We start from the raw sequence: 22,751 nt of genomic DNA, 5'->3' as shown, positions 1-22,751 counted from the left end.
AAGGGCGGCTGCCATGCCGGCCAGCCGCCCCGGGGGAGGAGCTCAGCGATGGATCAGAAGTACGCGCGGATGCCGAACGCCACGCCGCGACCCGGCAAAGGCGCGTAGTTGCGAAGCAGCGAGGTGTGTGGACGGGCTTCCTCGTCAGTCAGGTTGCTGCCATCCAGGAACACCTCCCAGCTCGATGCAGAGCGATCCCAACGATAGGCCAGGTGCGCGTCGACCAGCGTGTAGCCGTCGCTCGGTGCCTCGTTCTGCGCCAGATCGTCCTGCTTGCCGTAGCGCACCGCCCCCAGCGCTGCGCGCCAACCGCGCAGCGACCAACCGATATCGGCACCTGCGCGCATCGGCGCGGTGCGGGGCAGATAGCCGCCCTGTGCGATGTCGATCTCGTACCCGTGCGTGTGATCGCCATGCGGTACGTCGAAGGCCGCCTTGCGCGGGCCGCTGCCGTCGAGTTTCGCCCGCACGTAATCGCCATACACCCGCAGGTCCCACGCGCCGACTGCGGTATCAGCGAGCTGGATCTTGGCTTCGGCCTCGGCGCCGGTGAAGGTCGCATCGTCCTGTGTCCACAGGCGCACCGGGTAACTTTCCTCTTCCACGCCGGTGTCGGCGAGGTAGATGAAGTCCTTGAACTTGGTCTGATACACGGCCAGCTTCAGTTCCACGCGATCGGTGTGCCAGTGCACGCCGACCTCCGCCCGCGCGCCCTTCTCGGTATCGAGCGCGCCGTCGCCGATTTCGACCGACTGCGTGGCCACGTGCGTGCCGCCCGCGAACAGTTCCTCGTTGGTTGGTGCGCGCTCCGACCGGTCCAGGCCGAAGCGAAGATCGAAGCCGTCGCTGAGGCGCCAGATGGCCGCGGCAGACAGGTTGATGGCGTCGAAGTCCGTTGAGGCACGGTTTTCCGGCTTCAGCTTGACCTGATCATGGCGGCCACCCAACTCCAGCTTCCACGGGCCGAAATCCTTTTCCTGCACGACGAACAGGCCCAGCGTGTCGGTGACGGTAGCGGGAACGAAGGCCTCGGCACCGATCGCGTTGAAATCGGTGTTGCCGAACTGCAGGCCGAACGCACCACGCCAACCGTTCCAGGTCTGCTGCACCGCTTCCAGCCGCGCGTCGTAGCCCTCGTTGGTGAAGCGCGTGCCGATCTCGCCGCCTTCCAGTTCGAGGTGCTCGTAGTCGTTCCACGCGGCGCGCAGGTTGATGCTTTCCAGGAGCGGCATCGGGTTGTGGATGCCGGCCTTCAGGTCGAGGCGGTTCTGCACCATGTCCATGCGCACGGTACCTTCCTCGTACTCCCCGTGATCGGGATCCTCCTCGCCGTGAACGTGTGCGCCGGCGGGAATGCCGTAGTTGTTGCGATAGGTGCTCGCCGACAGTCCGAAGTAGCCGCGGTCGCCGAGATAGGTGGCGCCGACCGCGCCCGCCTTCGTCCTCACCGAACTGTTGGGCAGCGTACCGGTGGACTTCGGCGCTTCCTCGTGTCCTTCGCCCTCTTCGTGGTCGTGCAGGATCGCGGTGCCGGGAATGTCGTGGTCGCCGGTGTCGCGAACCAGGCCGTCGACATGCAACACCCAGTTCCCGTTCACGCCGTCGAGGCGGAACATGCCGGTGCGCTCGTCGTTGACTGTGTTGCCACGGACCTCGGCGCGGCCGCTCAGGGGTTGGTCGGGAATCGACTCGGCGAGCCGTCCATCCACCACATTGACCGCGCCGCCGATGGCGCCACTGCCGAACAGCAGCGTCGCCGGGCCTTTCAGGACTTCAATCTGGTCAGCGAGGAAGGGTTCGATGCCGACTGCATGGTCGGCGCTGACCGTGGACGCATCCATCGAGCCGATGCCGCCGGACAGCACCTGCACGCGCGGGCCTTCCAGGCCTCGGATGATCGGGCGGCCGACGCCGGTGCCGAAGTAGGTGGTCTGCACACCTGGCAACTTGGCGACGGTTTCGCCCAGGGTGCCTGCCTTGGCTTTGTCCAAGTCCTCGCCGTACAGCACGTCGACCGGGGTCGCCAGGGATTCGGCGTTGCCCTTCAGTGGCGAGGCGGTCACCACGACGGTGTCCAGGTCCTGGGGTGTTGCTCCGGGGGCATCGTCAGCCGACGCCGGCGGAGCGAACAGCGCGAGGGTGAGTGCGACGGCAAGGGTTGGGGGGACAGGACACAAGTGGCACGCGTTGGACATGGAGGTGATACGTTCGTGAGAAGAAACAATGATGTTATATTATACCAATAGTGACAATATAACCCTTCCAGACGTCATACTTGCCCTCCATGAAGTCCCCCTTCCGCTCCCTGGTTGACCGTTTCGCCGCTGCCGGCTCGCTGGTTTGCGCGTTGCACTGCGCCATCACGCCGCTGTTGCTGGCGGTCATCCCGCCATTGGGCCTTTCGATCTGGCTGGGCGACGGTTTCGAGCGTGCGTTCGTGGTGTTCGTCACCGTGCTGGGCCTCTTCAGCCTGGTCTGGGGCTATCGGCGCCATCGCGCCTTCCGTGCCCTGGGCATGTTGCTGCTCGGCTTGGCCGCACTATGGGCCGGCGTGCTGTATGCGCCGCTGCACGAGTCGGTCGTGCCCCACGCGATCGTGATGACGATCGGCGGCATGCTGGTGGGCCTTGCCCATCTGCTGAACCTGCGCCTGAACCACTGGCACGTCCACGACGCCAGCTGCGAGCACTGCTGACCCGCGGATGGGGCGACAGGCGCCGGCAAGACACCGCTGTGATAGGCTTTGCGGCCTCGCGAGCAGCCCTCCGGTCCGGTTGGTCACCGCGCAACCGCCCCTAGCCGGGTGGACTTTTCATTGAATCAGGAGAACAACGATGGGCAAGGGTGATCGTAAGACGGCCAAGGGCAAGCGCTATTCGTCCAGCTATGGCAATGCGCGCAAGAGCACCGTCGCCAAGGCCGCTGTGGCGGCTACCGCCACCGCCAAGAAAGCCGTGGTGAAGGCGCCGGTCAAGAAGGCCGTGGCCAAGAAGGCCGTCGCCAAGGCGTAAATCATCCGCGCCGGTGCTACCGGCAGCGAACGGAAAACCCCGGCCATGGCCGGGGTTTTCGTTTTTCTAGGCGGGCATTACCGCTTTACCGCCCACATGGACGGCCGACACCAGGTCGCCGCCGAGCCAGTACGCCAGTTGCGCAGGCTGGCCGATGCGCCAGCGCACGAAGTCCGCGCGCTGTCCGGCGACCAGGCGTCCGCGGTCCGGCATTCCCAACGCCTGCGCCGCATGCACGGTCGCGCCGCGCAGCGCTTCCTCGGGCGTCAGACGGAAATGCGTGCATGCCAGCGACATCGCCAGCCGCAGCGACTGCAGCGGCGACGTGCCGGGATTGCAGTCGGTGGCCACCGCCATCGGCACGCCGTGCGTGCGGAAGGCGTCCAGCGGTGGCAGCGTCGTTTCGCGCAGTACATGGAACGCGCCGGGCAGCAGCACCGCCACGCTGCCGGCCTGCTTCATCGCGGCCACGCCGGCCTCCGAGGTGTATTCGACATGGTCGGCGGACAGGCCATCGAAGCCGGCCACCAGCGCGGCGCCACCGCCGTCGCTGAGCTGGTCCGCATGCAGCTTCACCGGCAGTGCGAGCGCGCGCGCCACTTCGAACACGCGCCGCGTCTGCGCCGCGGTGAAGCCGATGCGCTCGCAGAACGCATCCACGGCATCCACCAGTCCTTCCGCATGCAAAATCGGTAGCCACGCGCAGACCGCGGTGATGTAGTCGTCCGCACGCCCCGCGTACTCCGGTGGCAGCGCGTGCGCGCCAAGGAACGTCGTGCGCACCGAGATGCCGAGCGTCTCGCCAATCCTGCGCGCCACGCGCAGCATCTTGCGCTCGTTCTCCAGGTCCAGCCCGTAGCCGGACTTTATTTCCAGCGTGGTCACGCCGTCGTCGCGCAACGCGCGTGCGCGCGGTAGCGACTGCGCGAACAGGTCGCCCTCGCTGGCGGTGCGGGTGGCGCGCACGGTCGACACGATACCGCCGCCGGCACGCGCGATTTCCTCGTAGCTCGCCCCTTGCAAGCGCTGCTCGAACTCACCCGCGCGGTCGCCGCCGAACACGACGTGCGTATGGCAGTCGACCAGGCCGGGCGTTACCCAGTCGCCCTGCGCATCGATCACCTCGTCCGCCAGTGCAGCGGGTGCTGCCGGCAAGGTAGCGCGCGGACCGGCGAAGACCAGCATGCCGTCGTGCCAGCCCAGGGCGCCATCCTCCAGCACGCCATACCCCTCATCACCGGCGAGGGTGACGAGGTGGGCGTTCACCAGTACGCCGTCCCAACGTACATCCATGATTTCAGTCGCCACCGCCGCCTCCATCGCAGCCACCGCCGCTGTCCGCACCGCAGCCGGCGTCGTTGTGCTGGCCCGTACTGCCTTCGCTACCGCCGGTGCCCCCGTCTGTCGCCCGCGCGTTCTTCTTCTGCGCGCGCACGGCGATGGCTACCACCATCAACGAAACCGCAACAGTGGACAGCGCAAGGGCGATCGCGATGAACGGTGTGGACGACGGATCCATGCAGGTGCCTTGGCGGTGGCGACGCGGTAGCCTAACGCACCCCTGTCGCTGGCCGTAAGCACCGCCATGTCCACCCCCGATTCCACCGCAGGCCTGGCTACCGCTGTCGAAGGCGGCTGGCGCGTCCCGGGCATCGCCAACCTGCATTCGCATGCCTTCCAGCGCGCCATGGCCGGTCTGGCGGAGCGGCAGACGCATCCCGAAGACAGCTTCTGGACGTGGCGCGAGATCATGTACCGCTTCGCTGCGCGGATGGATCCGGACAGCACGTATGCGGTGGCCACGCAGCTCTATGCCGAAATGCTGGAGGCCGGTTACACCACCGTCTGCGAGTTCCACTACGTCCATCACCAGCCGGACGGCGGACCATACGACGACCGTGCTGCCATGGCGAAGGCCTTGATCGCCGCCGCGCGCGACACCGGCATCCGCATGACGTTGCTGCCGGTGCTGTACATGAGGGGCGGATTCGACGGCCGCGAACTTTCGGTCCGCCAACAGCGTTTCGGCCACGACGTCGACGGTTTCCTCCGCCTGCTTGATGTCCTGTATCCGCTGCAGGACGGAGCGCTGCGCATCGGCTGCGCCTTCCACAGCCTGCGCGCCGTGGCGGAAACCGCGATGCGCGAGGTGCTCGCGGCGCTGCCGGCCGATGCGCCGATCCACCTCCACATCGCCGAGCAGGTGGGCGAAGTCCAGGACAGTCTGGCCGTGCGCAACGCAAGGCCGGTCGAGTGGCTGCTGCGGGAGTTTCCCGTCGACCGTCGCTGGACGCTGGTGCACGCCACCCACCTGACGCAGGAAGAGATGCGCGGCATCGCATCCAGCGGCGCGACGGTGGCGATCTGCCCGACGACGGAGGCCAATCTTGGCGATGGGCTGTTTCCGCTGCGGGATTACCTGCAGGCCGGTGGCCGCTGGGGTATCGGCTCGGATTCGCACGTGTCGGTGTCGCCGGTGGAGGAGTTGCGCTGGCTGGAATACGGCCAGCGCCTGGTCACCCGCCATCGCAACATCGCGGTGACGGCGTCGTCTCCCAGCGTGGGCGAAACCCTGCTGCAGTGCGTGCTGGACAGTGCGCAGGACGCCACCGGGCGCGCTGTCGATCCTGCGGACGACGTCCTGCTCGATGCCGATGCACCTGCCTTGGCCGGCGCCACCTCGGAGGATCTGGTCGACCGCTGGCTGTTCGCCGGCAACCGGCCGCTGGTGAAGCAGGTCCGCGTGGCGGGACGCACCGTCGTCTCCGGGGGAAGGCATGTCGACGGCGATGCCATCGCGCGCCGCTACGGCGAAACGCTCCGGCGACTGCTGCGAGATTGAGGCCGGCCGGCGATGACCCGCCTGCGCCATCGGTCATCGGCCGGATCGGGGGTTTCATCGCCGGCAGACCAGGTCCCATCCGATACGCGCATGCCGGTCGAGCGCGCGCGGCAGCATGGCGTTCGTCCACACAGGAGCTCCGCCATGCCCTACGCGCACACCCTTGTCCTGACGCTGGCGGTCGCCAGTGGTTCCGCCCATGCCATGACCGACGCCACGCTGGCCGACACGGTCGCCAGGCGCCTGCAGGGCGACCGCACCGGCGCCTGCATGGCGGTGGCCGTCGTCGAGAACGGATCCGTGGCGCGCACGTTCCAGTGCGCGGATCCGAAGGATGCCGCCCGCATCGGGCCCGATACCGCGTTCGAGATCGGTTCGGTCAGCAAGACCATGACCGCCGCGCTGCTGGCCGACCTGATCGGGCAGGGCAAGGGCTCGCTGGACGATCCGCTGTCCGCCTGGCTACCCCCGGGCACGACGCTGCCGGACTACCAGGGCAAGCCCATCCTGTTGCGGCACATCGTCACCCATACCTCCGGCCTGCCCGCGTTGCCCTCGCGCATGGGCGCACCAGACATGACGGACCCGTACGCGAAGCTGGACGAAGCGGCGCTGCTCGCCTCGCTCGGCGACGTCACCCTGGCCGCCGCGCCGGGCACGAAGTTCGAATACTCCAACTTCGCCTCGATGGTGCTGTCGTATGCCGTGGCACGACGGGCGGGCACGGACATTGAAACGCTGATGAAGCAGCGCCTGTTCGCGCCGCTCGGCATGCGGCACGCCTACATCAACGCGGCACCCGCGGGCGTGCGGGCCGCCGTGGGGCATACGCCCAACGCGCGGTCGACGCCGGCCTGGCGTTTCCAGACCAATCTCGCCGGCGTCGGCGGCGTGCGCGCCACGCTGGACGACATGGTGCGCTACGTGCAGGGCGAGCTCGGCACGGAAACGACCTCGATCTCGCCTGCCTTGCAGCGGTCGCAGCAGAAAGTGTCCGATGCACCGCCGATGGCGATGAACTGGATGCTGATGCCGGTTGGCGGCCGCACGGTGCACGTGCACGAAGGCGGCACCGGCGGCTTCTCCTCGTTCGTGTCGTTCGATCGGGAGAAGCGGCGCGGCGTGGTGATCCTGTCCGACACCACCTGGAACTCCATCGGCAGCCTCGGCTCGCTGGGCCTGCACCTGGTCGATGCCAGTTTCCCGCTCGGCGAACCGCGTCGCGAGGTCGCGGCGGATGCCGCGTTGATCGACACCTTGGCCGGCGAGTACCAGCTCGCCAGCGGCATGAAGATGATCCTGCGCCGCAAGGGCGATGCGCTCGAAATCCAGCCGGCCGGGCAGGGCACATACCTGATGGGCCATGACAGCGCCGGCGATTTCTATCCGCGCGACTTCGATGCCGTGCTGCGGCCGCAACGCGGTGCGAACGGCCAGGCATTCACGTGGCTGCAGATGGGCGGCGCTATCCCGGCCGTACGCATCGACAAGGCGGCCGCGAAGCCGGCGTTCGCCGTCGACGCCGCCACGCTGCGCGACTACGAAGGCGAATATCCGCTCGTGCCGGGTTTCGGTTTGAGCGTGAAAACGCAGGGTGATGCGCTGACCATCCAGGGGACCGGCCAGCCTGCACTGCCGGTGCAGGCGGTGGAGCGCGATGTCTTCGTGATGGATGCGGTGGGCGCGGAAATCCGTTTCGAACGCGATGCCGCCGGCAACGTCGTCGCCTTGACGCTGAAGCAAGCCGGGCAGCGATTGCGGGGCGAGAAGCAGTGAGCATGATGAGTACCTATCCGCTGCAACAGAAGCTGCCTGCCGAAGTGCTGGTCGGCGGCAACGCGATCTGGAGCCGCTATCGCCAGTACCCGGTATTCGGCCTGCGCTGGTGGACCGGCCGCAGCCTGCTGTTCTGCAGCGTGATCGCGGTGGTGGTCGTGTTCATCGGCCTCGGTACCGGCGTCGCGGTGCGGGACCTCGGGATCGCGCTGGAGGTGGTCGTCATCGAGTTCGTCGCCTTCAGCCTGATGGCGACCCTGGGGCCCGCGCTGGCCACCGCCGTGCGACATCTTCGCTGGCCGGAATCGCGCGAGCGCAGGGCGGTGGTGGTGGCGGTGCTGGCCGGCATGGTGCTCAGCTTTTTCGTGGACCGGCTGGCGTCGTCGTACATCGAACAACTGATCCGTCCCGGCATGCTGGCCGCCGGCCTGCCGATGCCCGAGCAGGTGGTGCCGCCGCAGCCGTTGCTGAAGGCGATCGGCGTGGCGATCAATGTCGCCGCGCTGGTGCTCATCTACGGCTTGTTCGGTGGTGGGCTGGCGCTGCGTGCGTACTTCAGCGAACGCCGGCGCTGGGACGACCACCATCACGCGCGCGAACTGCATGCGCTGGAAGGACGCGTGCATGACGCCGATCTGCGCCTGGGCGTGCTGCAGGCGCAGGTGGAGCCGCACTTCCTGTTCAACACGCTGGCGTCGGTGCGCGCGCTGGTGCGACAGGATCCACCGCAGGCCGAGGCCACGCTGGATGCACTGGTCGATTTCCTGCGCGCCACCATCCCCAAGCTGCGCGATGACCGCGGCCTGCACGCGACGCTGGGGCAGCAGTTGGATATCTGCGCGAGCTACCTGGCGCTGATGCAGGTGCGCATGGGGGGGCGGCTGGCGTATGCCGTGACAGCCGATGACGCACTGCGTCCGCTCCCGTTTCCACCCTCGCTGCTGATCACGCTGGTCGAGAACGCCATCAAGCACGGCATCGAACCGCGTCCGGGGGCCGGGCGCGTCGACGTGATCGCCGAACTGGACGGCGACCGCCTGCGTGTCCGCGTGATCGACGACGGTGCGGGACTGCAGCCGGGGCTCAGCACCGGCATGGGCCTGGCGAACGTGCGCGAACAGTTGGCGGCGCGCCATGGCGGCCAGGCGTCGTTCGTGCTGTCGGCGCGAACGGAAGGACGCGGAATTTGCGCCGAGATCCTGGTGCCGATAGGGTCGCCGGCATGAGCCCGGTCACTGCCCTCATCGCCGAAGACGAAGCCCCGCAACGACGTGCGCTGCAACAGCAGCTGCGCGCGGCGTGGCCGGAGCTGGACGTGGTGGCGGTCTGCGAGGACGGCGTGTCCGCGCTGGAGGCGGTCGTGCAGCATCGGCCGCAGGTCGCCTTCCTCGACATCCGCATGCCCGGTGTCAGTGGACTGGATGTCGCACGCCAGGTTGTGGCGCAGGGCGGACTGGTCGTCTTCACCACGGCCTACGAGGATTACGCGATCCGCGCGTTCGAGGCCGGTGCCGCCGACTACCTGCTCAAGCCGGTGCAGGACGTGCGCCTCGAGCAGGCGGTGGCGCGCGTGCAGGAACGCCTTGCCGACACGCGTGCGCCGGACCTGCGCACGTTGATCGACGATCTGGAAGCGCGCCTGCGTCCACAGGGCGATCGGCTGATCCGCTGGATCACCGCCAGCGTCGGCGACAGCGTGCGCATGATCGCCATCGACGACGTGCTGTTCTTCCAGGCGCAGGACAAGTACGTGCGCGTCGTGACCGCCAGCGACGAGGCGATCATCCGGATGACGCTGAAGGAACTGCTCGGCGGGGTCGATCCCGACGTGTTCTGGCAGGTGCACCGTGGCGTGCTGGTGCGCGTGCAGGCGATCGACCGCGTGCGCAAGGACGAACTCGGCCGCCATCACCTCAGCGTCAAGGGGCGCACCGACGTGTTGCCGGTCAGCGCGGCGTTCCAGCAGCGCTTCCGCGGCATGTAGGTGCATCAGCCGAACAGGTCGTCGGCCTTCTTCAACGCGCCTTCGAGTTCCAGCAGGAACTGCTTGGTCGGCAGGCCGCCGCCGAAACCGGTCAACGAGCCGTCCGCGCCGAGCACGCGATGGCACGGCAGCACGATCGGCAGCGGATTGCGTCCGTTCGCCGCGCCGACCGCGCGCATCGCGGTGGGCTTGCCGACCCGTTGCGCGAGTTGTGCATAGCTGATCGTCTCGCCATAGCCGATACCGGCGAGCGTCATCCATACCGTGCGCTGGAACTCGGTGCCGCGCGGCGCCAGCGGCAGGTCGAAGACATGGCGTTTCGCCGCGAAGTACTCGTCCAGTTGCCGGGCCGCCAGGCCGATCGACGCGTGGTCGCCTTCGGTCCATCCGTGCCGGTCGGCAGGATGCCGATTGCGCGGGAATTCGATCGCATGCAGGCCGGCATCGGTCGCGGCGACGGTGAGCGTGCCGACGGGGCTGTCGAGGTGGCGGTAGAGGATCATGGTGCAGGCAGGATAGAGAGAGTCGATTGTAGGAGCGACGTGAGTCGCGACCGCAAGAATGAAATGCTGTTGCTGTCTGAAGGATGCCGGTCGCGACTTACGTCGCTCCTACAGAAGAGATGGCCTTCGTTGCGGCCATGCTCCCCTTCCACACATGGATCACCGCATACGCACGCCACGGCCGCCACGCGTCCGCACGCGCGGTCAATGCCTTGGCGGTCATGCGTACACCATCGGTGGGCACGGCCTTCTGCAGCACCAGGTCATCGGCGGGAAAGGCATCCGGATGGCCGAGCGCGCGCAGCGCCATGTAGTGCGCGGTCCACGGGCCTATGCCGGGCAGCGCAACCCAGCGCGAGGTGAAATCCTCCAGCGTCCGTTCGGGAAGGAAATCGACGCGGCCGTCGAGCAGCGCGCGCGACAGCCCGCGGATCGTGTCGGCACGCGCGCGGGTCAGGCCGATCTCGGTCAGGTCGACATCGACCAGCCGGTCCGGCGTCGGGAACAGGTGGGTCAGTCCCTCCGTTCCCATGTCCAGCGGCGTGCCATGCCGGTGCGCCAGACGCGCGGTCAGCGTGCGCGCCGCCGCCACGCTGACCTGCTGGCCGATCACCGCCCGTACCGCGATCTCGAAACCGTCCCAGCCGCTCGGCAGCCGAAGGCCGGGACGCGCGTCCAGCAGCGGACGCAGGCGCGGATCGCCGCCGAGCGCCTGCGCGATGACGTGCGGATCGGCGTCCAGGTCGAACATGCGGCGCAGCCGCTGCACGATGCCCAGCAACTGCGCCGGCGCGGCGCCATGCAGTTCCAGCCTGAGCGCATGCGCATCCGCACCCCACGCGCTGACGCGCAGCCATCCCGGCGCATCGGCCGTGCCGATCACGCGCAGGTAGCGGTGTTCGTCCACCACTTCCACGCCGGGCAACGCGCGTCCGCGCAGGAAATCCAGCATCGCGGCCAGGTCGTAGGGCGGGCGATAGCCCAGCCGCAGCGTCATCACATCGTGCGATGGCGGTGCGTCGCGCTTGCGCAATTCGCGCGGCGCCATGCGGTATTCCTCGCGGAACGTGGTGTTGAAGCGGGTGAGGCTGCCGAAGCCGGCGGCCAGCGCCACCTGGGTGATCGGCAACCTGGTCTCGGTGAGCAACTGCTTGGCGAACAGCAGCCGGCGCGTGCCGTGCACTTCGCTCGGTGTCGCGCCCAGTCGCTCGCTGAAGAGACGGCGCAACTGCCGTTCGCCCAGCCCGACCTTGTCCGCCAGGTCCGCGAGCGGCGCATCGACCAGCGCGCCCTGGTCGATCATCTTCAACGCACGCGCGACGACATCGTCGCCACGCCGCCAGGCGCCGTCACCGGGCGCGAGTTCCGGCCGGCAGCGCAGGCAGGGACGGAAACCCGCCGCTTCGGCGGCGGCTGCATGGCGGTAGTAGACGATGTTGGACGGCTTCGGCGCCGGTGCCGGGCAGACCGGCCGGCAGTAGATCCGCGTGCTGGTGACGGCGGTGAAGAACAGGCCGTCGAAGCGCGCGTCGCGGCTCAGGCGCGCCTGCTCGCAGACGCGCGGGTCGGGCAGGGCGTTGGCATCGGTGACCATGCGCGCAGGCTAGCACCGGCCCCGCGCACGGACTCACCGGTTCCGGACATCAATGGGCGGCGTCTGTCCGCGGCGTCAGCGCGGGCGCGAACACGTCCGTCGAACCGTCGTTGTGTGCCGGCGTGATGCCCAGGAGTTCGGCCAGCAGCGGATAGACATCGACGTTGTCGAAGGCTGGGAGCGTAGCGCCGTGGCGGAAGCTCGGGCCGGCGGCGACGAACACCGCACGCATGGAGGGCAGCGCGTTGTCGTAGCCATGCGAACCGCGGTTCAGCCGGTCGGTCGGCACCCGCGCCAGTTGCTCGGCGGGCAACGCATTCCAGCCTTCGTCGAACTGGCAGACGATCGCGGGCACGCGCGGATGCTTGCCGTAATGCCAGCGCGCCGGCAGGTCCTGCTTGCGCCAGCATTCGTAATGGTCGTGGCGGCCGAGCAGGCGCTTCGCCGTGGACGCCTCATGACCCGCACGCGGATTGAAACCGATCACCTGGCCGGTGCTCACGGCTTCGGCCTGTTCGATCGTCGCCATGTCTTCGATCGCGATGTAACGGTCCGGCGTCACCGGTGCCATGCCGTGGTCCGAGACCACCACGATGTCGGTCGATGCACGCAGGTTCTGCGCGTCCAGCGTGCGCACGATGCGGCCGATGGCGGCGTCCACTTCGCGGATCGCGGCCAGCGTTTCCGGTGCCTCGGGTCCTTTGTCGTGGCCGACGTTGTCGACCCGCTCGATGTACAGCGCGGCGAAGCGCGGCCGCGTCGACACCGGTTCGGTCAGCCAGCCGGCGACCTGGTCCGCGCGGTCGGCACTGCTGATCTCCGGGGAGTAGGGCACGGAGCGGGTGGGGCGCAGGCCATTGATCGGTGCGGCATTGCCCGGCCACGCCCAGATCGCGGTGCGCAGACCCGCCTTCTCGGCGGTGTTCCAGATCGGTTCGCCCTGCCACCAGCGCGCATCGGCACCGGCGGCCTTGTCGGCCACCCGGAAGCCGCCGACGGCGTCGTCGCGCATGCTGTTGTGGATGATGCCGTGGCGGTCCGGCCGCAGCCCGGTCACCAGGGTGAAATGGTTGGGGAACGTCAGCACCGGGTAGGACGGATTCATCCACTCGGCGCGCACGCCCTCGGTGGCCAGCCGGTCGAGGTTCGGCGTGTTGCCGCGCGCCAGCGCGCTGGCGGGCAGGCCGTCGATGGAGACCAGCAGGACACTGTGCGGTTCGGGGGATGTCGGGGCGGGGGAGGTGGCGCAGCCGGCGACCCAGAACAGGGCCGCCAGCACCGTCACCCTGACCAATGGCAGGCGCATGCGGTACGGACTGAAGCTGAAATCGCGTACAGCTTGGCAGACTCGGGAAGCCTCCGCATGACACAGGCCCCGCGACGTTCGTTCGTGCTGTTGCTGGCGTGGGCCGTCGCGCCCGCCCATGCAGCCGCTCCCGGGACCATGCGGCAGGCCGAATGCGCGGTCTGGCAACGGGAAACGAGCTTCGCCCGCTCGGTCGCCGACCACGACGCGGCCGCCTTCGCCGAGCACCTGCACCCGGACGCCGCCTTCGGCGTCAGCGGCACGCCCACGCGCGGTCGCGAGGCGATCACCCGCGAATGGGCCGGCCTGATCGAGGGCACCGCGCTGCTCCTGCGCTGGTATCCGGCCGTGGTGACCCTCGGTGGCGATGGCCGTACCGCGTATTCCAGCGGTCCGGCGCTTTATGAGGATCCCAAGACTGGTGCCACGCGGCTGGGCCGGTTCGGCTCGGTCTGGCAGCGTGGGGATGACGGCGTCTGGCGTGTGCTGTTCGATGACGGCATCCCGCCGCAACCCGCTGATGCCGCGGCCGTGCAGCGCTTCCGCGACGGCGAGGGCGCCGCGTGTCCGACAGACTGAGTTCGCCGTAAACGCGGGGCGGGCTGGGCATTCCGGGAGCGGGTCAGGGGGCGTATCGTCAGATCACACTCATGCCCGGGAGCCGCTCATGAAACACCTTCCCTTGATGTTGCTGCTCGCCACCGGTCTGGCCTCGGTAACGGCGCAGGCACAGACCACGGCCGATCCCGCACCCGCCACCCCGCCGTCGACCGCCGAGCGCGCCGCGAAGGCCGCGCCCGAGGTGCCCGCGGCCGACAGCGACACAAAGCGGCTCTCCGACAGCACCTGCCTGCGCCAGACCGGCAGCCGCATCACCCAGCGCAATGGCAAACCGCGCTGCACCGGTCAGCCGGGCCGCGCGTACACGAAGGACGAAATCGATCGTACCGGCTACACCAATCTGGGCGAGGCGCTGCGCGCCCTGGACCCGGCGGTCCGCTGACGGCGCGACGGCGGAACACGGCTCCCTGCATCGCAGGCGGGGAGCCGTGGAACGTCAGTGGTCCCCGTTTCGCCCCGCCGCGTAGTGCGATGATCTTCGGGTCTTGGTAGCGCTTCGCCTCGTGATCCAGGCCGATGCGCCAGCAGCGGCGGCCGTCGAACGCATCGCGCCACGCAGTCGGGTGGCCGTTGACGTGCGCACCGGCCAGGCGCCCTTATCGCGGCCAGCCGCTTCGGTATCGGCCGCAGCGTGCACGCCACTGAAGCTGCCGCCGTCGCGCACTGCAGCATCGCCATGGCTCGCGCCCGGCCGCCGCCCACCGCGATAATGACGGCCAATCTGCATCTGGAACCCGCCATGTCCGATCCCCGCCACGACCCGTCCCGTGTCATCCGCGCTCCGCGCGGCGCCACGCTCGCCTGCAAGTCCTGGCTCAGCGAGGCGCCGTACCGGATGCTGCAGAACAATCTCGACGCGGAAGTGGCGGAAGATCCCACGTCGCTGGTCGTCTACGGCGGCATCGGCCGTGCCGCGCGCGACTGGGCCTGCTACGACGCCATCCTGGAATCGCTGCGCGACCTGGACGACAACGAGACGCTGCTGGTGCAGTCCGGCAAGCCGGTCGGCGTGTTTCCCACGCATGCCGATGCGCCGCGCGTACTGATCGCCAACTCCAACCTGGTGCCGCACTGGGCCACGTGGGAACACTTCAACGAACTCGACAAGAAGGGCCTGGCGATGTACGGCCAGATGACGGCCGGTTCGTGGATCTACATCGGCAGCCAGGGCATCGTGCAGGGCACCTACGAAACCTTCGTCGAGATGGGGCGCCAGCATTACGGCGGCAACCTCACCGGCAAGTGGATCCTTACCGCCGGCCTCGGCGGCATGGGCGGCGCGCAGCCGCTGGCGGCGGCGCTGGCTGGCGCCAGCTCGCTCAACATCGAATGCCGCCAGTCCAGCATCGACATGCGCCTGCGCACGCGTTACGTGGACGAGCAGGCCACCGACCTTGACGACGCCCTCGCCCGCATCGCCAAGTACACCGCGGCCGGCGAAGCCAAATCCATCGCGCTGCTCGGCAATGCGGCCGAGATCCTGCCGGAACTGGTGAAGCGCGGCGTGCGCCCGGATGCCGTCACCGACCAGACCAGCGCGCACGATCCGGTGCACGGCTACCTGCCGATCGGCTGGACAGTCGAGCAATGGCTGGCGGCGCAGAAGTCCGAACCGGAACGCGTGCGTGACGCCGCCAAGCAGGCGATGCGCGTGCACGTAGAGGCGATGCTCGCCTTCCAGAAGATGGGTGTGCCGACGTTCGACTACGGCAACAACATCCGCCAGATGGCGTTCGACGAAGGGCTGGAGAACGCGTTCGATTTCCCCGGTTTCGTGCCGGCTTACGTGCGGCCGCTGTTCTGCCGCGGCGTCGGGCCGTTCCGCTGGGTCGCGTTGAGCGGCGATCCGGAGGACATCTACAAGACCGATGCGAAAGTGAAAGAGCTGATCCCCGACGATGCGCACCTGCACCGCTGGCTGGACATGGCGCGCGAGCGCATCAGCTTCCAGGGCCTGCCGGCGCGCATCTGCTGGGTCGGCCTGGGCCTGCGCCACAAGCTCGGCCTGGCGTTCAACGAGATGGTGCGCAATGGTGAGCTGAAGGCGCCGGTGGTGATCGGCCGCGATCATCTGGACAGCGGCAGCGTCGCCTCGCCCAACCGCGAGACCGAAGCGATGAAGGACGGCAGTGATGCCGTGTCCGACTGGCCGCTGTTGAATGCGATGTTGAACGTCGCCGGTGGCGCCACCTGGGTGTCGTTGCACCACGGCGGCGGTGTCGGCATGGGCTACTCGCAGCACTCTGGCGTGGTCATCGTCTGCGACGGCAGCGAGGAAGCCGACAGGCGCATCGCGCGCGTGCTGTGGAACGACCCCGGCACCGGCGTCATGCGCCACGCCGATGCCGGCTACGACATCGCCGTGCAGTGCGCGAAGGAACAGGGGTTGAAGCTGCCGATGGTGTGAGTGCTGGGCAGCGATATCCATCTTTTGGCTGATGGCGTAAGGAGATGCTATGCGGTGTGTCGAGAAGCTGATTCTTCTATTTCTTCTGATTGCGCCTCTTGTCGCTAGCGCGGAGGAGATCACGCAGTCGTCCGTGGTGAAAGTGAGGGTTTTTCGGCCTGAAAAACTTGAGCTGCTTACCCCTGGCGTGATCATGAGTAATGTCATAGATGGTATTAACAGGCCGCAAGGTCCAGTGCCAAGAGAAACGGTCGTGTCACTGCTGTTCGCCGATGCGCTGAAATCGGCGGTAGCGAAAAAAATGGAAGTTTCGGACATTCCAGAAGACGTGGAAGAGCAGAAGCGAAAACGTCCCCTGTCACCAAGTGAACCGAACACGCTTGAGATTTTTGCGGACTACCAATCCATTCAGTACCTTCCTCTCAAATGGAGTACTTACCAGTACGGCCTGAAAGTAAGGGCGCGCATGATAGGGGCTGATGGGCGTGTTTCCTGGGAGCAAAAGTGCTACATCAAGCCATTCAATGAAGATCTCCGTTTTCAACTGACCAAGGATCAGTTTGACGGTGATGGGGTTGCGATCGGGAAGGTCATTCGTTCGGCAGCAGAGTTCTGCGCCGACGAAGTATCAAAGAAAATCCAGCATTGAGCGGAGGTCGGCGCCTCTGGCTGCAGTGGCGCCATCGAACTGCCCCACCCATCCTACAAAGGTATGGTGAGGCGGAAGCGGGACCGGGACCGGCATGGAGGAAGAGCGCGTTGCCTGGTGTCCACGTCGGCCACAACGCGCAAGGCGGATCAAACCACCCTGCACTGACCGTCCACAATCCGGATCACCACGCCTGGCAATTCCATCGCAACCGCGTTCCCCGCCACGGTCATGCCAGGCCAAGCGCCGCCCTGCGGTGTCCGGACGAGCAAGTGACTTGTGGCAGGCTCGATGGGACCGCCGCGTCGGTAGGCTGCACGGCAGGGCCTCCGCCCGAGGGAACTGACCGGATGACGCGTGTACGCCTGCTCGACATGCCACCGCAGAGCGCGGCCCGGCTCGCCGGATTTCTGTATTTGCTGGTCATCGCGGGAGGGCTGTTCGCATAGGTGTTTGTGCGTGATCGACTGATCGTGGCCGGTGACGCCGCAGCCACCGCCGACAACCTGCTTCGGCATGCGGACCTTTACCGAGCAGGCTTCGGGGTGCACCTGGCCTACCTGCTGTGCGCCATCGTGCTGGCGATCATCCTGTACGACCTGCTGCGGCGGATATCGGCCAGCCTCGCCCTGCTGGCGCTGGCGCTCGACCTGGTGGCGGTGGCCGTGGAGGGCGTCCACCTGCTGCACCATCTCGCACCGCTGCTGTTGCTGAGCGACAGCGGGCTGGCCGCCATGGAGCCGGATCAGCTGCATGCCGTGGCCTACGCGCAGGTACGCCTGTTCGGTCACGGTTTCGGGATCAGCCTGGTGTTCTTTGGCGCGTTCTGCGTCGTGGCTGGCGTGCTGATCTTCCGGTCACATTTCCTGCCGCGCACGCTGGGCGTGATGATGGTGATCGCGGGCCTGTGCTACCTGACCAACAGCTTCACCCTGTTCCTGGCGCCCTCACTGGCGTCGCGGCTGTTCCCTTACATCCTCATGCCGTGTCTGCTGGCGGAACTGTCGCTGTCGCTGTGGTTGCTGGTCAAAGGGATCAGGGTGGAGCGACTGGAAGCGGCGGAGACGGAGCGGGTTGACGTGCGCACCACGGGGTGAGTCCGCACTCCCCCCTTGCTGCCGAGGGCTGGTGATCGTGTTGCCGGTCTGCCGATGGGCCGCTACTTCCACGACGAGATGGTGCTGTCGGACTACGGGATCTGATGTTGGCGCAATGCCGCCGTGGCACAGACAGGGATGCGCCTGGCGAATCCCGGCACGCGGGGCAGGTGATGCGTCATGGAGCAACGCGCTACTCACACCAACACGCAGCGTTGGATGTTTTACCTCCGTTCTTCTCACACCAAGACCGAACGTTGACGGTTTTACCTCCAACGCTGGATGTTTTCGGTGCCTTTTCTCACACCAGCGTCCAACGTCGGGTCTTCTGGCTCCAGCCTCAGGGCGTCCGCGAGGGCAGGTAGTACGCCGCAATGGCGGGAATGAAATCCTGCGGGTTCGCGCCCACCAGGTTGGTCAGCACGACGATGGCCAGGCCCTCATCCGGGTAGACGATGAAGGCGGCGCGGGCGCCCCCCATGCCGGCGATCTGCCGGTGGGGAGTGGTTGCCAGCACCGGCCAGCCCGCGCCCCAGCGGCCGTCGGTACCACGGTTCAATCGTTCCGGCGTCCACATCTCCCGGACATTGGCCTTGCTGATCAGCCGGCCCGCGGACAACGCGATCAGCCAGTGTGCGACGTCATCGGCCGTGGTCTGGATGCCGCCGCCCGCCCACAATCCGTAGGGCATGTCGTGGAACCAGTGCGACAGCCGTTCGGGAGTGTCTTGCGCATCGGTCTTCCGGGGGAAGTAGCTGTACAGCGTGGCCGCACCCGGTATCAGGTCGTAACTGTCGCCGAAGGTCGAGGACGGCATGCCCGCCACTGAAAACTGGTGGCGGGCAACATGGGCTTCGTACGGCAGCCCGGACTGCCCGGCGATGATCTGCGCCAGCAGCGCATAGTTGGTCTGGTTGTAGACGAACCGTTCGCCCGCCGGCGCATCCACGGGCCGCTGCCTGATGGCCTGCCACGCGTCGTGTTCCGAGCCGCCGCCCACCAGACCGTGTTCGTCCACGAGGTCCGGCAAGCCCGAGGTGTGTGCGAGCAACTGGCGCACGCGGATGTCCTGCCAGTCCTGCGGCACTCCCGCCACGTAGCGCGAGAGTGGCGCCGCCAGGTCGACACGCCCGGCCTCGACCAGTTGCATGATGGCGACGCCGGTGAACGCCTTGGTGGCCGAGTTGATGGGGAACCGGGTGTCGCGCGTGACCGGCACGTGGTTTTCGACGTTGGCGAACCCATGGCTTTCGGACAGCACCACCTGGCCATCCTGGATGACGGCGATCTGCAGGCCGGGGATGCGCTGCGCTCGCATCGTGGCCTGGACGAACGCGCTCGCCTGCCGATTGGCCTCGCCCAGCGTGGCAGCCCTCGCCGGCGCAGCGGCATGCAACAGCAGCATGAAGACGATGATTGCGATGGCCCGGCCTGTTCGCGCTGGCATGAAGCTTCCTCGGGCGGAGCGCCCTTGACGGGGTGGGGATACCCGAAGACGGGCCACATGGCTCGCCGCCACGCGTGTGCAGCGGCAGGCGTTGGCGTGGGTTACCGCGCCTTGGGCTTGGCCCGGCCGCTCCACGACTTGCTGACGATCATCCACTGCCCGTCGATCTTCGACAGCGCCAGATAATCGACGCCGATCCAGCCGGGATAATCCAGCATCACTTTCACGGCGGCCGCGTCGCCCGTCACATCGAGGATCTCGTAGCGGCGGTGGCGTTGGTCTTCGTCGTCGGCGGGCTTGCCGGTGAAACCCTGCGCCCATGCTTCCGTGGTCTCGGTGACCACGCTGCCCCTGCCAGGGGAATAGCCCAGCACCGTGCCGTCTTTTCGGAGCACTTCAAACATCAGATCGCGGTCCTCGGTTTCGAAGGCTCGCATCATCTTCTGCATGGCACGATCCACCGCCGCATGCTCGTTGCTTTGCGCCATGGCAGACAGTGGGAGAAACAGGAGGGCTCCTGCGAGAGCAATCGAACGAATCGAAATTCTCATGGGTGTCTCTAGTGGTTTTGAAAAAGTGGGGGTGGACCGATCTCGCCTTGAGTCCGGTGCGCAGGGTTTGATTCGAATTTCGCTACGCGTCACGGCGTATTCGATGTCAGCACGCCGGTCCATGTCTTGCTGATCATCTGCCACTGCCCGTCGGTCTTCAGCAGCACGATGTAGTCCACGCCACGCCAGCCCGGGTAGTCCAGGTTGACCCTGACGGCCGCGAGGTTTTCCGCGATGTCGACGATCTCGTAGGTGCGCTTGCGTTTGTCTTCGTTGGCGGCCGGCGTGCCGTTGAAGCCTTCGGCCAGTTCCTGGCCGGTGCGCTGCAGCAGCGCGCTGCCCCTGGCGGGCGAGTAACCGATCATCACGCCGTCCTTGTGGAAGACCTGGGACACGGCCGCGCCGTCGGCGGTGGGATAGGCAGCGAGGAAGGTCTGCATGATGCGATCCACGGCATCGCGATCGCTGGTCTGGGCCATGGCGGCGGGAACGGCAAGCAGGGCGGCGGCGAAGGCCAGGGAGCGGAGTGCGGTTCTCATGGAGTGTCCTTTGGGCTGTTGAGTGATGAGCGCGGCGGCAGTGACCGCAGCGAAGGCGATGGCGAGCGGGTTCAGCGCGTCGTGGCGCCGCGGGTGGCCGGTGGATCGGCCAGCGTGCGCAGCACCTCGACCACGGCTTCCGCCACCGGGGTCGCCGAGGCGTAGTTCTGTCCGGTCACCACGCGGCCATCGACTTCGATGTACGGGTCATAGCTCTTGATGGCGTGGAACAACCCGCCGCGGGCTTCGACCGTCTTGCGGATCAGGAAGGGAAATTCCTTCAGGTAGGGCGCGTCCTGGTCTTCGTGCTCTTCGGGATAGCCGCTGATGCGCTTGCCCGAGATGAGGTGCTGGCCGTTGGCGAGCTTCAGGTTCACCATGCCGGCGGTGCCGTGGCAGACGGCGGAGACCACACCGCCATTGCGCTCGTAGACATGCATGGCGATGCGCTGCAGGGTCGGGTTCTCGGCCACGCCATACATCGCGTTGCTGCCGCCCACGTAGTACACGGCACGGTATTGGCTGGGGTCGATCTGCGCGGGCGTGAGGGAGTTGCGCAGGCCGCCCATGATGCGGTCGTCCTTGAGCCGCGCCTCCACCTCGTCACCGACGTACGCATCGAGGATGGGCAGGTCGCCGCCGTCGGGCGAAACGAAGTCCACCCCGTAGCCTGCGGCCTGGAAGATGTCCCAGGCATGCACGACCTCGCCGAAGCTGATGCTGGCCGGGATCGTCGAAGTCCCATGGACCTTGCTGCTGGCCAGGATGAACAGGATGCGCTGCTGGCCTTCGCGGGCTGGGGTCTCGGCGGTGGGGCGTCCGCCGGCCTGGGCCGCGGGGGTGCTGACCAGCCAGACCAGCAGCAGGATCAGCAGGGACGGAATGACGCGGGAGAGGCGCATGAAGTCGGGCTCGCAGGAAGGAGCCAGCAACCTAGCCGATCCCCTTCGGAATCAATGCATTGCAATCTTTTTCAGGACTGCTGGAATCGATTCTGGGAGTCGGCACTGGCCGTGCGGAACGCCGCAGGCGTGATCCCTTCGTGCTTCTTGAACGCGCTGTGGAAGGTCGACATCGACTGGAAGCCGGCTTCCTCGGCCACCACTTCCAGCGGCTTCGGCGGGGTCTGTTGCAACAGCGCCCTGGCTTCGATCACGCGCAGCTGTGCCAGGTACTGCTTGAACGAGGTCTGGTTGTTGTCGTTCAACAGCTGCGACAACCGGGTCTGCGGGATCCCCAGCCGGCGGGCGACGCGGGGCAGGGTCAGGGCCGGGTCCAGGTGCAGGCGCTCGCGCGCCATCAGCTCCGCCAGCGCCTGCAACTGCGTGGCGGCCTCCGGCGCCGGGATGCGGCGATCCTGGTAGGGCTCGATCGGTGCCTGGCCCGCGCGCAGACGCAGGTAGGCGAGCACGCTCAGCGCCAGCACGAAGGTGAAGGACAGCGCGCCGACGATGTAGGAGGTGTAGCCCGCGGTGTAGTACGCGGTCCAGATGATCCAGACGCCGGCCAGCGCCCCCAGCAGCAGCGTGCCGGACGGCGTGCCCCGCAACCGCTCGCGGTACAGCACCATCTGCGCGGTGGCCAGCAGCAGGTACACCAGCCAGGCGTAGTTGATGCCCGGGGTGATGACGTTCCGCCACAGGTCGACGTTGTGGTCGTAAGGCAGCAGCACGTTCACCGCGGTGGCGACCGCCAGCAGCGCCGCGATATGCCACCGGTCGATCCTGCCGGGGCCGGACGCGTCGCCCTGGCTGGAGCGCACCAGGAAGAACAGGCACGGCCCGATCATGAAGCACGCGGTCAGGCCCAGCTGCAGGACGATCAGCGGAATGTCCGGCCAGAAATAGAAGGCCACGGATTTCCCCGTGCGCACGCCCACCATCAGGATCAGCAGCGACAGCCAGCGCAGCGTCGGCTTGCCCTCGGCCCGCCACCACAGGAACGTGGCCGCGCCGATGCCGTTGAAGGCGCCGAGCATGGCGAAGAAGAACAGGAAGTGCTGGCTCAGCATGATCAAGGCATCGGAGATATCGGCGTTCGGTCAAAGGGCGACTGCCCGGCGGGATGGCCGCATGCAGGTGCGGTCGAGAACCACGACGACCTTCCCGCATCACCTGGAACCACACGTGGCCCTGCACCCCGCCGAGGACGCGCCATGCTACCCGATCGGGTTTCGTCCTCCCGCGGGCGTTCCCGCCAGACGCACGGGCCGCCGCCCCATGCCCGCCGCCTGCGCCGATATGGCATGCTCGCGCCGGTCGCAACGAGCATGGGAGTACAGGTGATGGCGAAGGGTCTGGACAAGAAGAAAGAAACGAAGAAGAAGCCGGCGAAGACGCTGAAGGAAAAGCGCTCGGACAAGAACGAGAAGAAGGCCACGCGCGGCTTCTCGCCGGGCTGATCGTTCTTCTGGCGGGTGGCATC

At 67.3% G+C, this 22,751-nt stretch carries 22 protein-coding genes; 11 read left to right on the top strand and 11 right to left on the bottom strand.

Annotated features, from left to right (window positions below):
* Positions 1-53: 53 nt before the first annotated feature.
* Positions 54-2,195 (bottom strand): TonB-dependent receptor, encoded by a 2,142-nt coding sequence (locus tag AX730_RS08445; protein WP_062354752.1) that lies wholly within the window; start codon positions 2,193-2,195, stop codon positions 54-56.
* Between the two features lie 89 nt (positions 2,196-2,284).
* Between AX730_RS08445 and AX730_RS08440 the strand changes: the two genes are divergently transcribed.
* A complete protein-coding gene (locus tag AX730_RS08440; protein WP_062354750.1) occupies positions 2,285-2,695 on the top strand; it encodes a MerC domain-containing protein in 411 nt (136 codons plus the stop codon).
* 139 nt (positions 2,696-2,834) lie between these two features.
* Positions 2,835-3,011: a 30S ribosomal protein THX gene (locus tag AX730_RS08435; protein ID WP_055941418.1), complete on the top strand. Its 177-nt coding sequence runs from the start codon at positions 2,835-2,837 to the stop codon at positions 3,009-3,011.
* Between the two features lie 66 nt (positions 3,012-3,077).
* On the opposite strand, the gene hutI is transcribed toward AX730_RS08435, so the two are convergent.
* Together hutI and AX730_RS08425 are read right to left on the bottom strand one after the other, a co-directional pair.
* Positions 3,078-4,304 (bottom strand): imidazolonepropionase, encoded by a 1,227-nt coding sequence (gene hutI / locus AX730_RS08430; protein WP_062354747.1) that lies wholly within the window; start codon positions 4,302-4,304, stop codon positions 3,078-3,080.
* Between the two features lie 4 nt (positions 4,305-4,308).
* Positions 4,309-4,530: a hypothetical protein gene (locus AX730_RS08425; protein ID WP_062354745.1), complete on the bottom strand. Its 222-nt coding sequence runs from the start codon at positions 4,528-4,530 to the stop codon at positions 4,309-4,311.
* A 66-nt stretch (positions 4,531-4,596) separates the two neighbouring features.
* On the opposite strand from AX730_RS08425, the gene AX730_RS08420 reads away from it, so the two are divergent.
* The 4 genes from AX730_RS08420 to AX730_RS08405 all read left to right on the top strand — a co-directional run bounded on the left by AX730_RS08420 (position 4,597) and on the right by AX730_RS08405 (position 9,613).
* Positions 4,597-5,853, top strand: coding sequence for a formimidoylglutamate deiminase (locus tag AX730_RS08420; RefSeq protein ID WP_062354742.1), 1,257 nt, complete (start codon positions 4,597-4,599; stop codon positions 5,851-5,853).
* A gap of 144 nt (positions 5,854-5,997) precedes the next feature.
* Positions 5,998-7,629 (top strand): serine hydrolase, encoded by a 1,632-nt coding sequence (locus AX730_RS08415; protein WP_062354739.1) that lies wholly within the window; start codon positions 5,998-6,000, stop codon positions 7,627-7,629.
* A 2-nt stretch (positions 7,630-7,631) separates the two neighbouring features.
* Positions 7,632-8,855 (top strand): sensor histidine kinase, encoded by a 1,224-nt coding sequence (locus tag AX730_RS08410; RefSeq protein WP_062354736.1) that lies wholly within the window; start codon positions 7,632-7,634, stop codon positions 8,853-8,855.
* Positions 8,852-9,613 carry a LytR/AlgR family response regulator transcription factor gene (locus AX730_RS08405; RefSeq protein WP_062354733.1) on the top strand — a complete coding sequence of 254 codons (762 nt, stop codon included), beginning with the start codon at positions 8,852-8,854 and terminating at the stop codon, positions 9,611-9,613. Before AX730_RS08410 ends, AX730_RS08405 begins: the two co-directional genes overlap by 4 nt.
* 5 nt (positions 9,614-9,618) lie before the next feature.
* On the opposite strand, the gene AX730_RS08400 is transcribed toward AX730_RS08405, so the two are convergent.
* From AX730_RS08400 to AX730_RS08390, 3 genes are all read right to left on the bottom strand, one after another.
* On the bottom strand, positions 9,619-10,116 hold the full coding sequence (locus AX730_RS08400) for a methylated-DNA--[protein]-cysteine S-methyltransferase (RefSeq protein WP_062354731.1): 498 nt from the start codon (positions 10,114-10,116) through the stop codon (positions 9,619-9,621).
* A gap of 97 nt (positions 10,117-10,213) precedes the next feature.
* Complete coding sequence (locus AX730_RS08395) at positions 10,214-11,710, bottom strand: DNA-3-methyladenine glycosylase 2 (protein WP_062354729.1); 1,497 nt, start codon at positions 11,708-11,710, stop codon at positions 10,214-10,216.
* Positions 11,711-11,759: 49 nt separating this feature from the next.
* Entirely contained in the window at positions 11,760-13,016 is a 1,257-nt protein-coding gene (locus tag AX730_RS08390; RefSeq protein ID WP_062354727.1) for an alkaline phosphatase family protein, read from the bottom strand.
* A 57-nt stretch (positions 13,017-13,073) separates the two neighbouring features.
* Here AX730_RS08390 and AX730_RS08385 point away from each other — a divergent pair, with 57 nt between their 5' ends.
* The 5 genes from AX730_RS08385 to AX730_RS08365 all read left to right on the top strand — a co-directional run bounded on the left by AX730_RS08385 (position 13,074) and on the right by AX730_RS08365 (position 17,790).
* Positions 13,074-13,595, top strand: a complete 522-nt coding sequence (locus AX730_RS08385) for a YybH family protein (RefSeq protein ID WP_083537811.1) — start codon at positions 13,074-13,076, stop codon at positions 13,593-13,595.
* A gap of 88 nt (positions 13,596-13,683) precedes the next feature.
* Positions 13,684-14,019, top strand: a complete 336-nt coding sequence (locus tag AX730_RS08380) for a hypothetical protein (RefSeq protein ID WP_157074165.1) — start codon at positions 13,684-13,686, stop codon at positions 14,017-14,019.
* 357 nt (positions 14,020-14,376) lie between these two features.
* Positions 14,377-16,044: a urocanate hydratase gene (gene hutU / locus AX730_RS08375; RefSeq protein WP_062354839.1), complete on the top strand. Its 1,668-nt coding sequence runs from the start codon at positions 14,377-14,379 to the stop codon at positions 16,042-16,044.
* Between the two features lie 49 nt (positions 16,045-16,093).
* Positions 16,094-16,693, top strand: coding sequence for a hypothetical protein (locus AX730_RS08370; protein ID WP_062354725.1), 600 nt, complete (start codon positions 16,094-16,096; stop codon positions 16,691-16,693).
* A gap of 455 nt (positions 16,694-17,148) precedes the next feature.
* Entirely contained in the window at positions 17,149-17,790 is a 642-nt protein-coding gene (locus tag AX730_RS08365; protein ID WP_062354724.1) for a DUF4386 domain-containing protein, read from the top strand.
* A 340-nt stretch (positions 17,791-18,130) separates the two neighbouring features.
* On the opposite strand, the gene AX730_RS08360 is transcribed toward AX730_RS08365, so the two are convergent.
* The 5 genes from AX730_RS08360 to AX730_RS08340 all read right to left on the bottom strand — a co-directional run bounded on the left by AX730_RS08360 (position 18,131) and on the right by AX730_RS08340 (position 22,338).
* Positions 18,131-19,195, bottom strand: a complete 1,065-nt coding sequence (locus AX730_RS08360; RefSeq protein ID WP_062354723.1) for a serine hydrolase domain-containing protein — start codon at positions 19,193-19,195, stop codon at positions 18,131-18,133.
* Between the two features lie 143 nt (positions 19,196-19,338).
* Positions 19,339-19,725: a nuclear transport factor 2 family protein gene (locus AX730_RS08355; RefSeq protein WP_062354722.1), complete on the bottom strand. Its 387-nt coding sequence runs from the start codon at positions 19,723-19,725 to the stop codon at positions 19,339-19,341.
* Positions 19,726-19,877: 152 nt separating this feature from the next.
* Positions 19,878-20,327, bottom strand: a complete 450-nt coding sequence (locus AX730_RS08350) for a nuclear transport factor 2 family protein (protein ID WP_062354719.1) — start codon at positions 20,325-20,327, stop codon at positions 19,878-19,880.
* A 71-nt stretch (positions 20,328-20,398) separates the two neighbouring features.
* Positions 20,399-21,229 carry a type 1 glutamine amidotransferase domain-containing protein gene (locus AX730_RS08345; RefSeq protein WP_062354717.1) on the bottom strand — a complete coding sequence of 277 codons (831 nt, stop codon included), beginning with the start codon at positions 21,227-21,229 and terminating at the stop codon, positions 20,399-20,401.
* Between the two features lie 71 nt (positions 21,230-21,300).
* A complete protein-coding gene (locus AX730_RS08340; protein WP_157074164.1) occupies positions 21,301-22,338 on the bottom strand; it encodes an AraC family transcriptional regulator in 1,038 nt (345 codons plus the stop codon).
* Between the last annotated feature and the right edge of the window lie 413 nt (positions 22,339-22,751).

The sequence above is a fragment of the Pseudoxanthomonas mexicana genome (assembly GCF_001556105.1).
GTDB lineage: Bacteria > Pseudomonadota > Gammaproteobacteria > Xanthomonadales > Xanthomonadaceae > Pseudoxanthomonas_A > Pseudoxanthomonas_A mexicana_A.
Note: the sequence above shows the minus strand (reverse complement) of the source record. Positions and strands in the feature narration are given on the sequence as shown.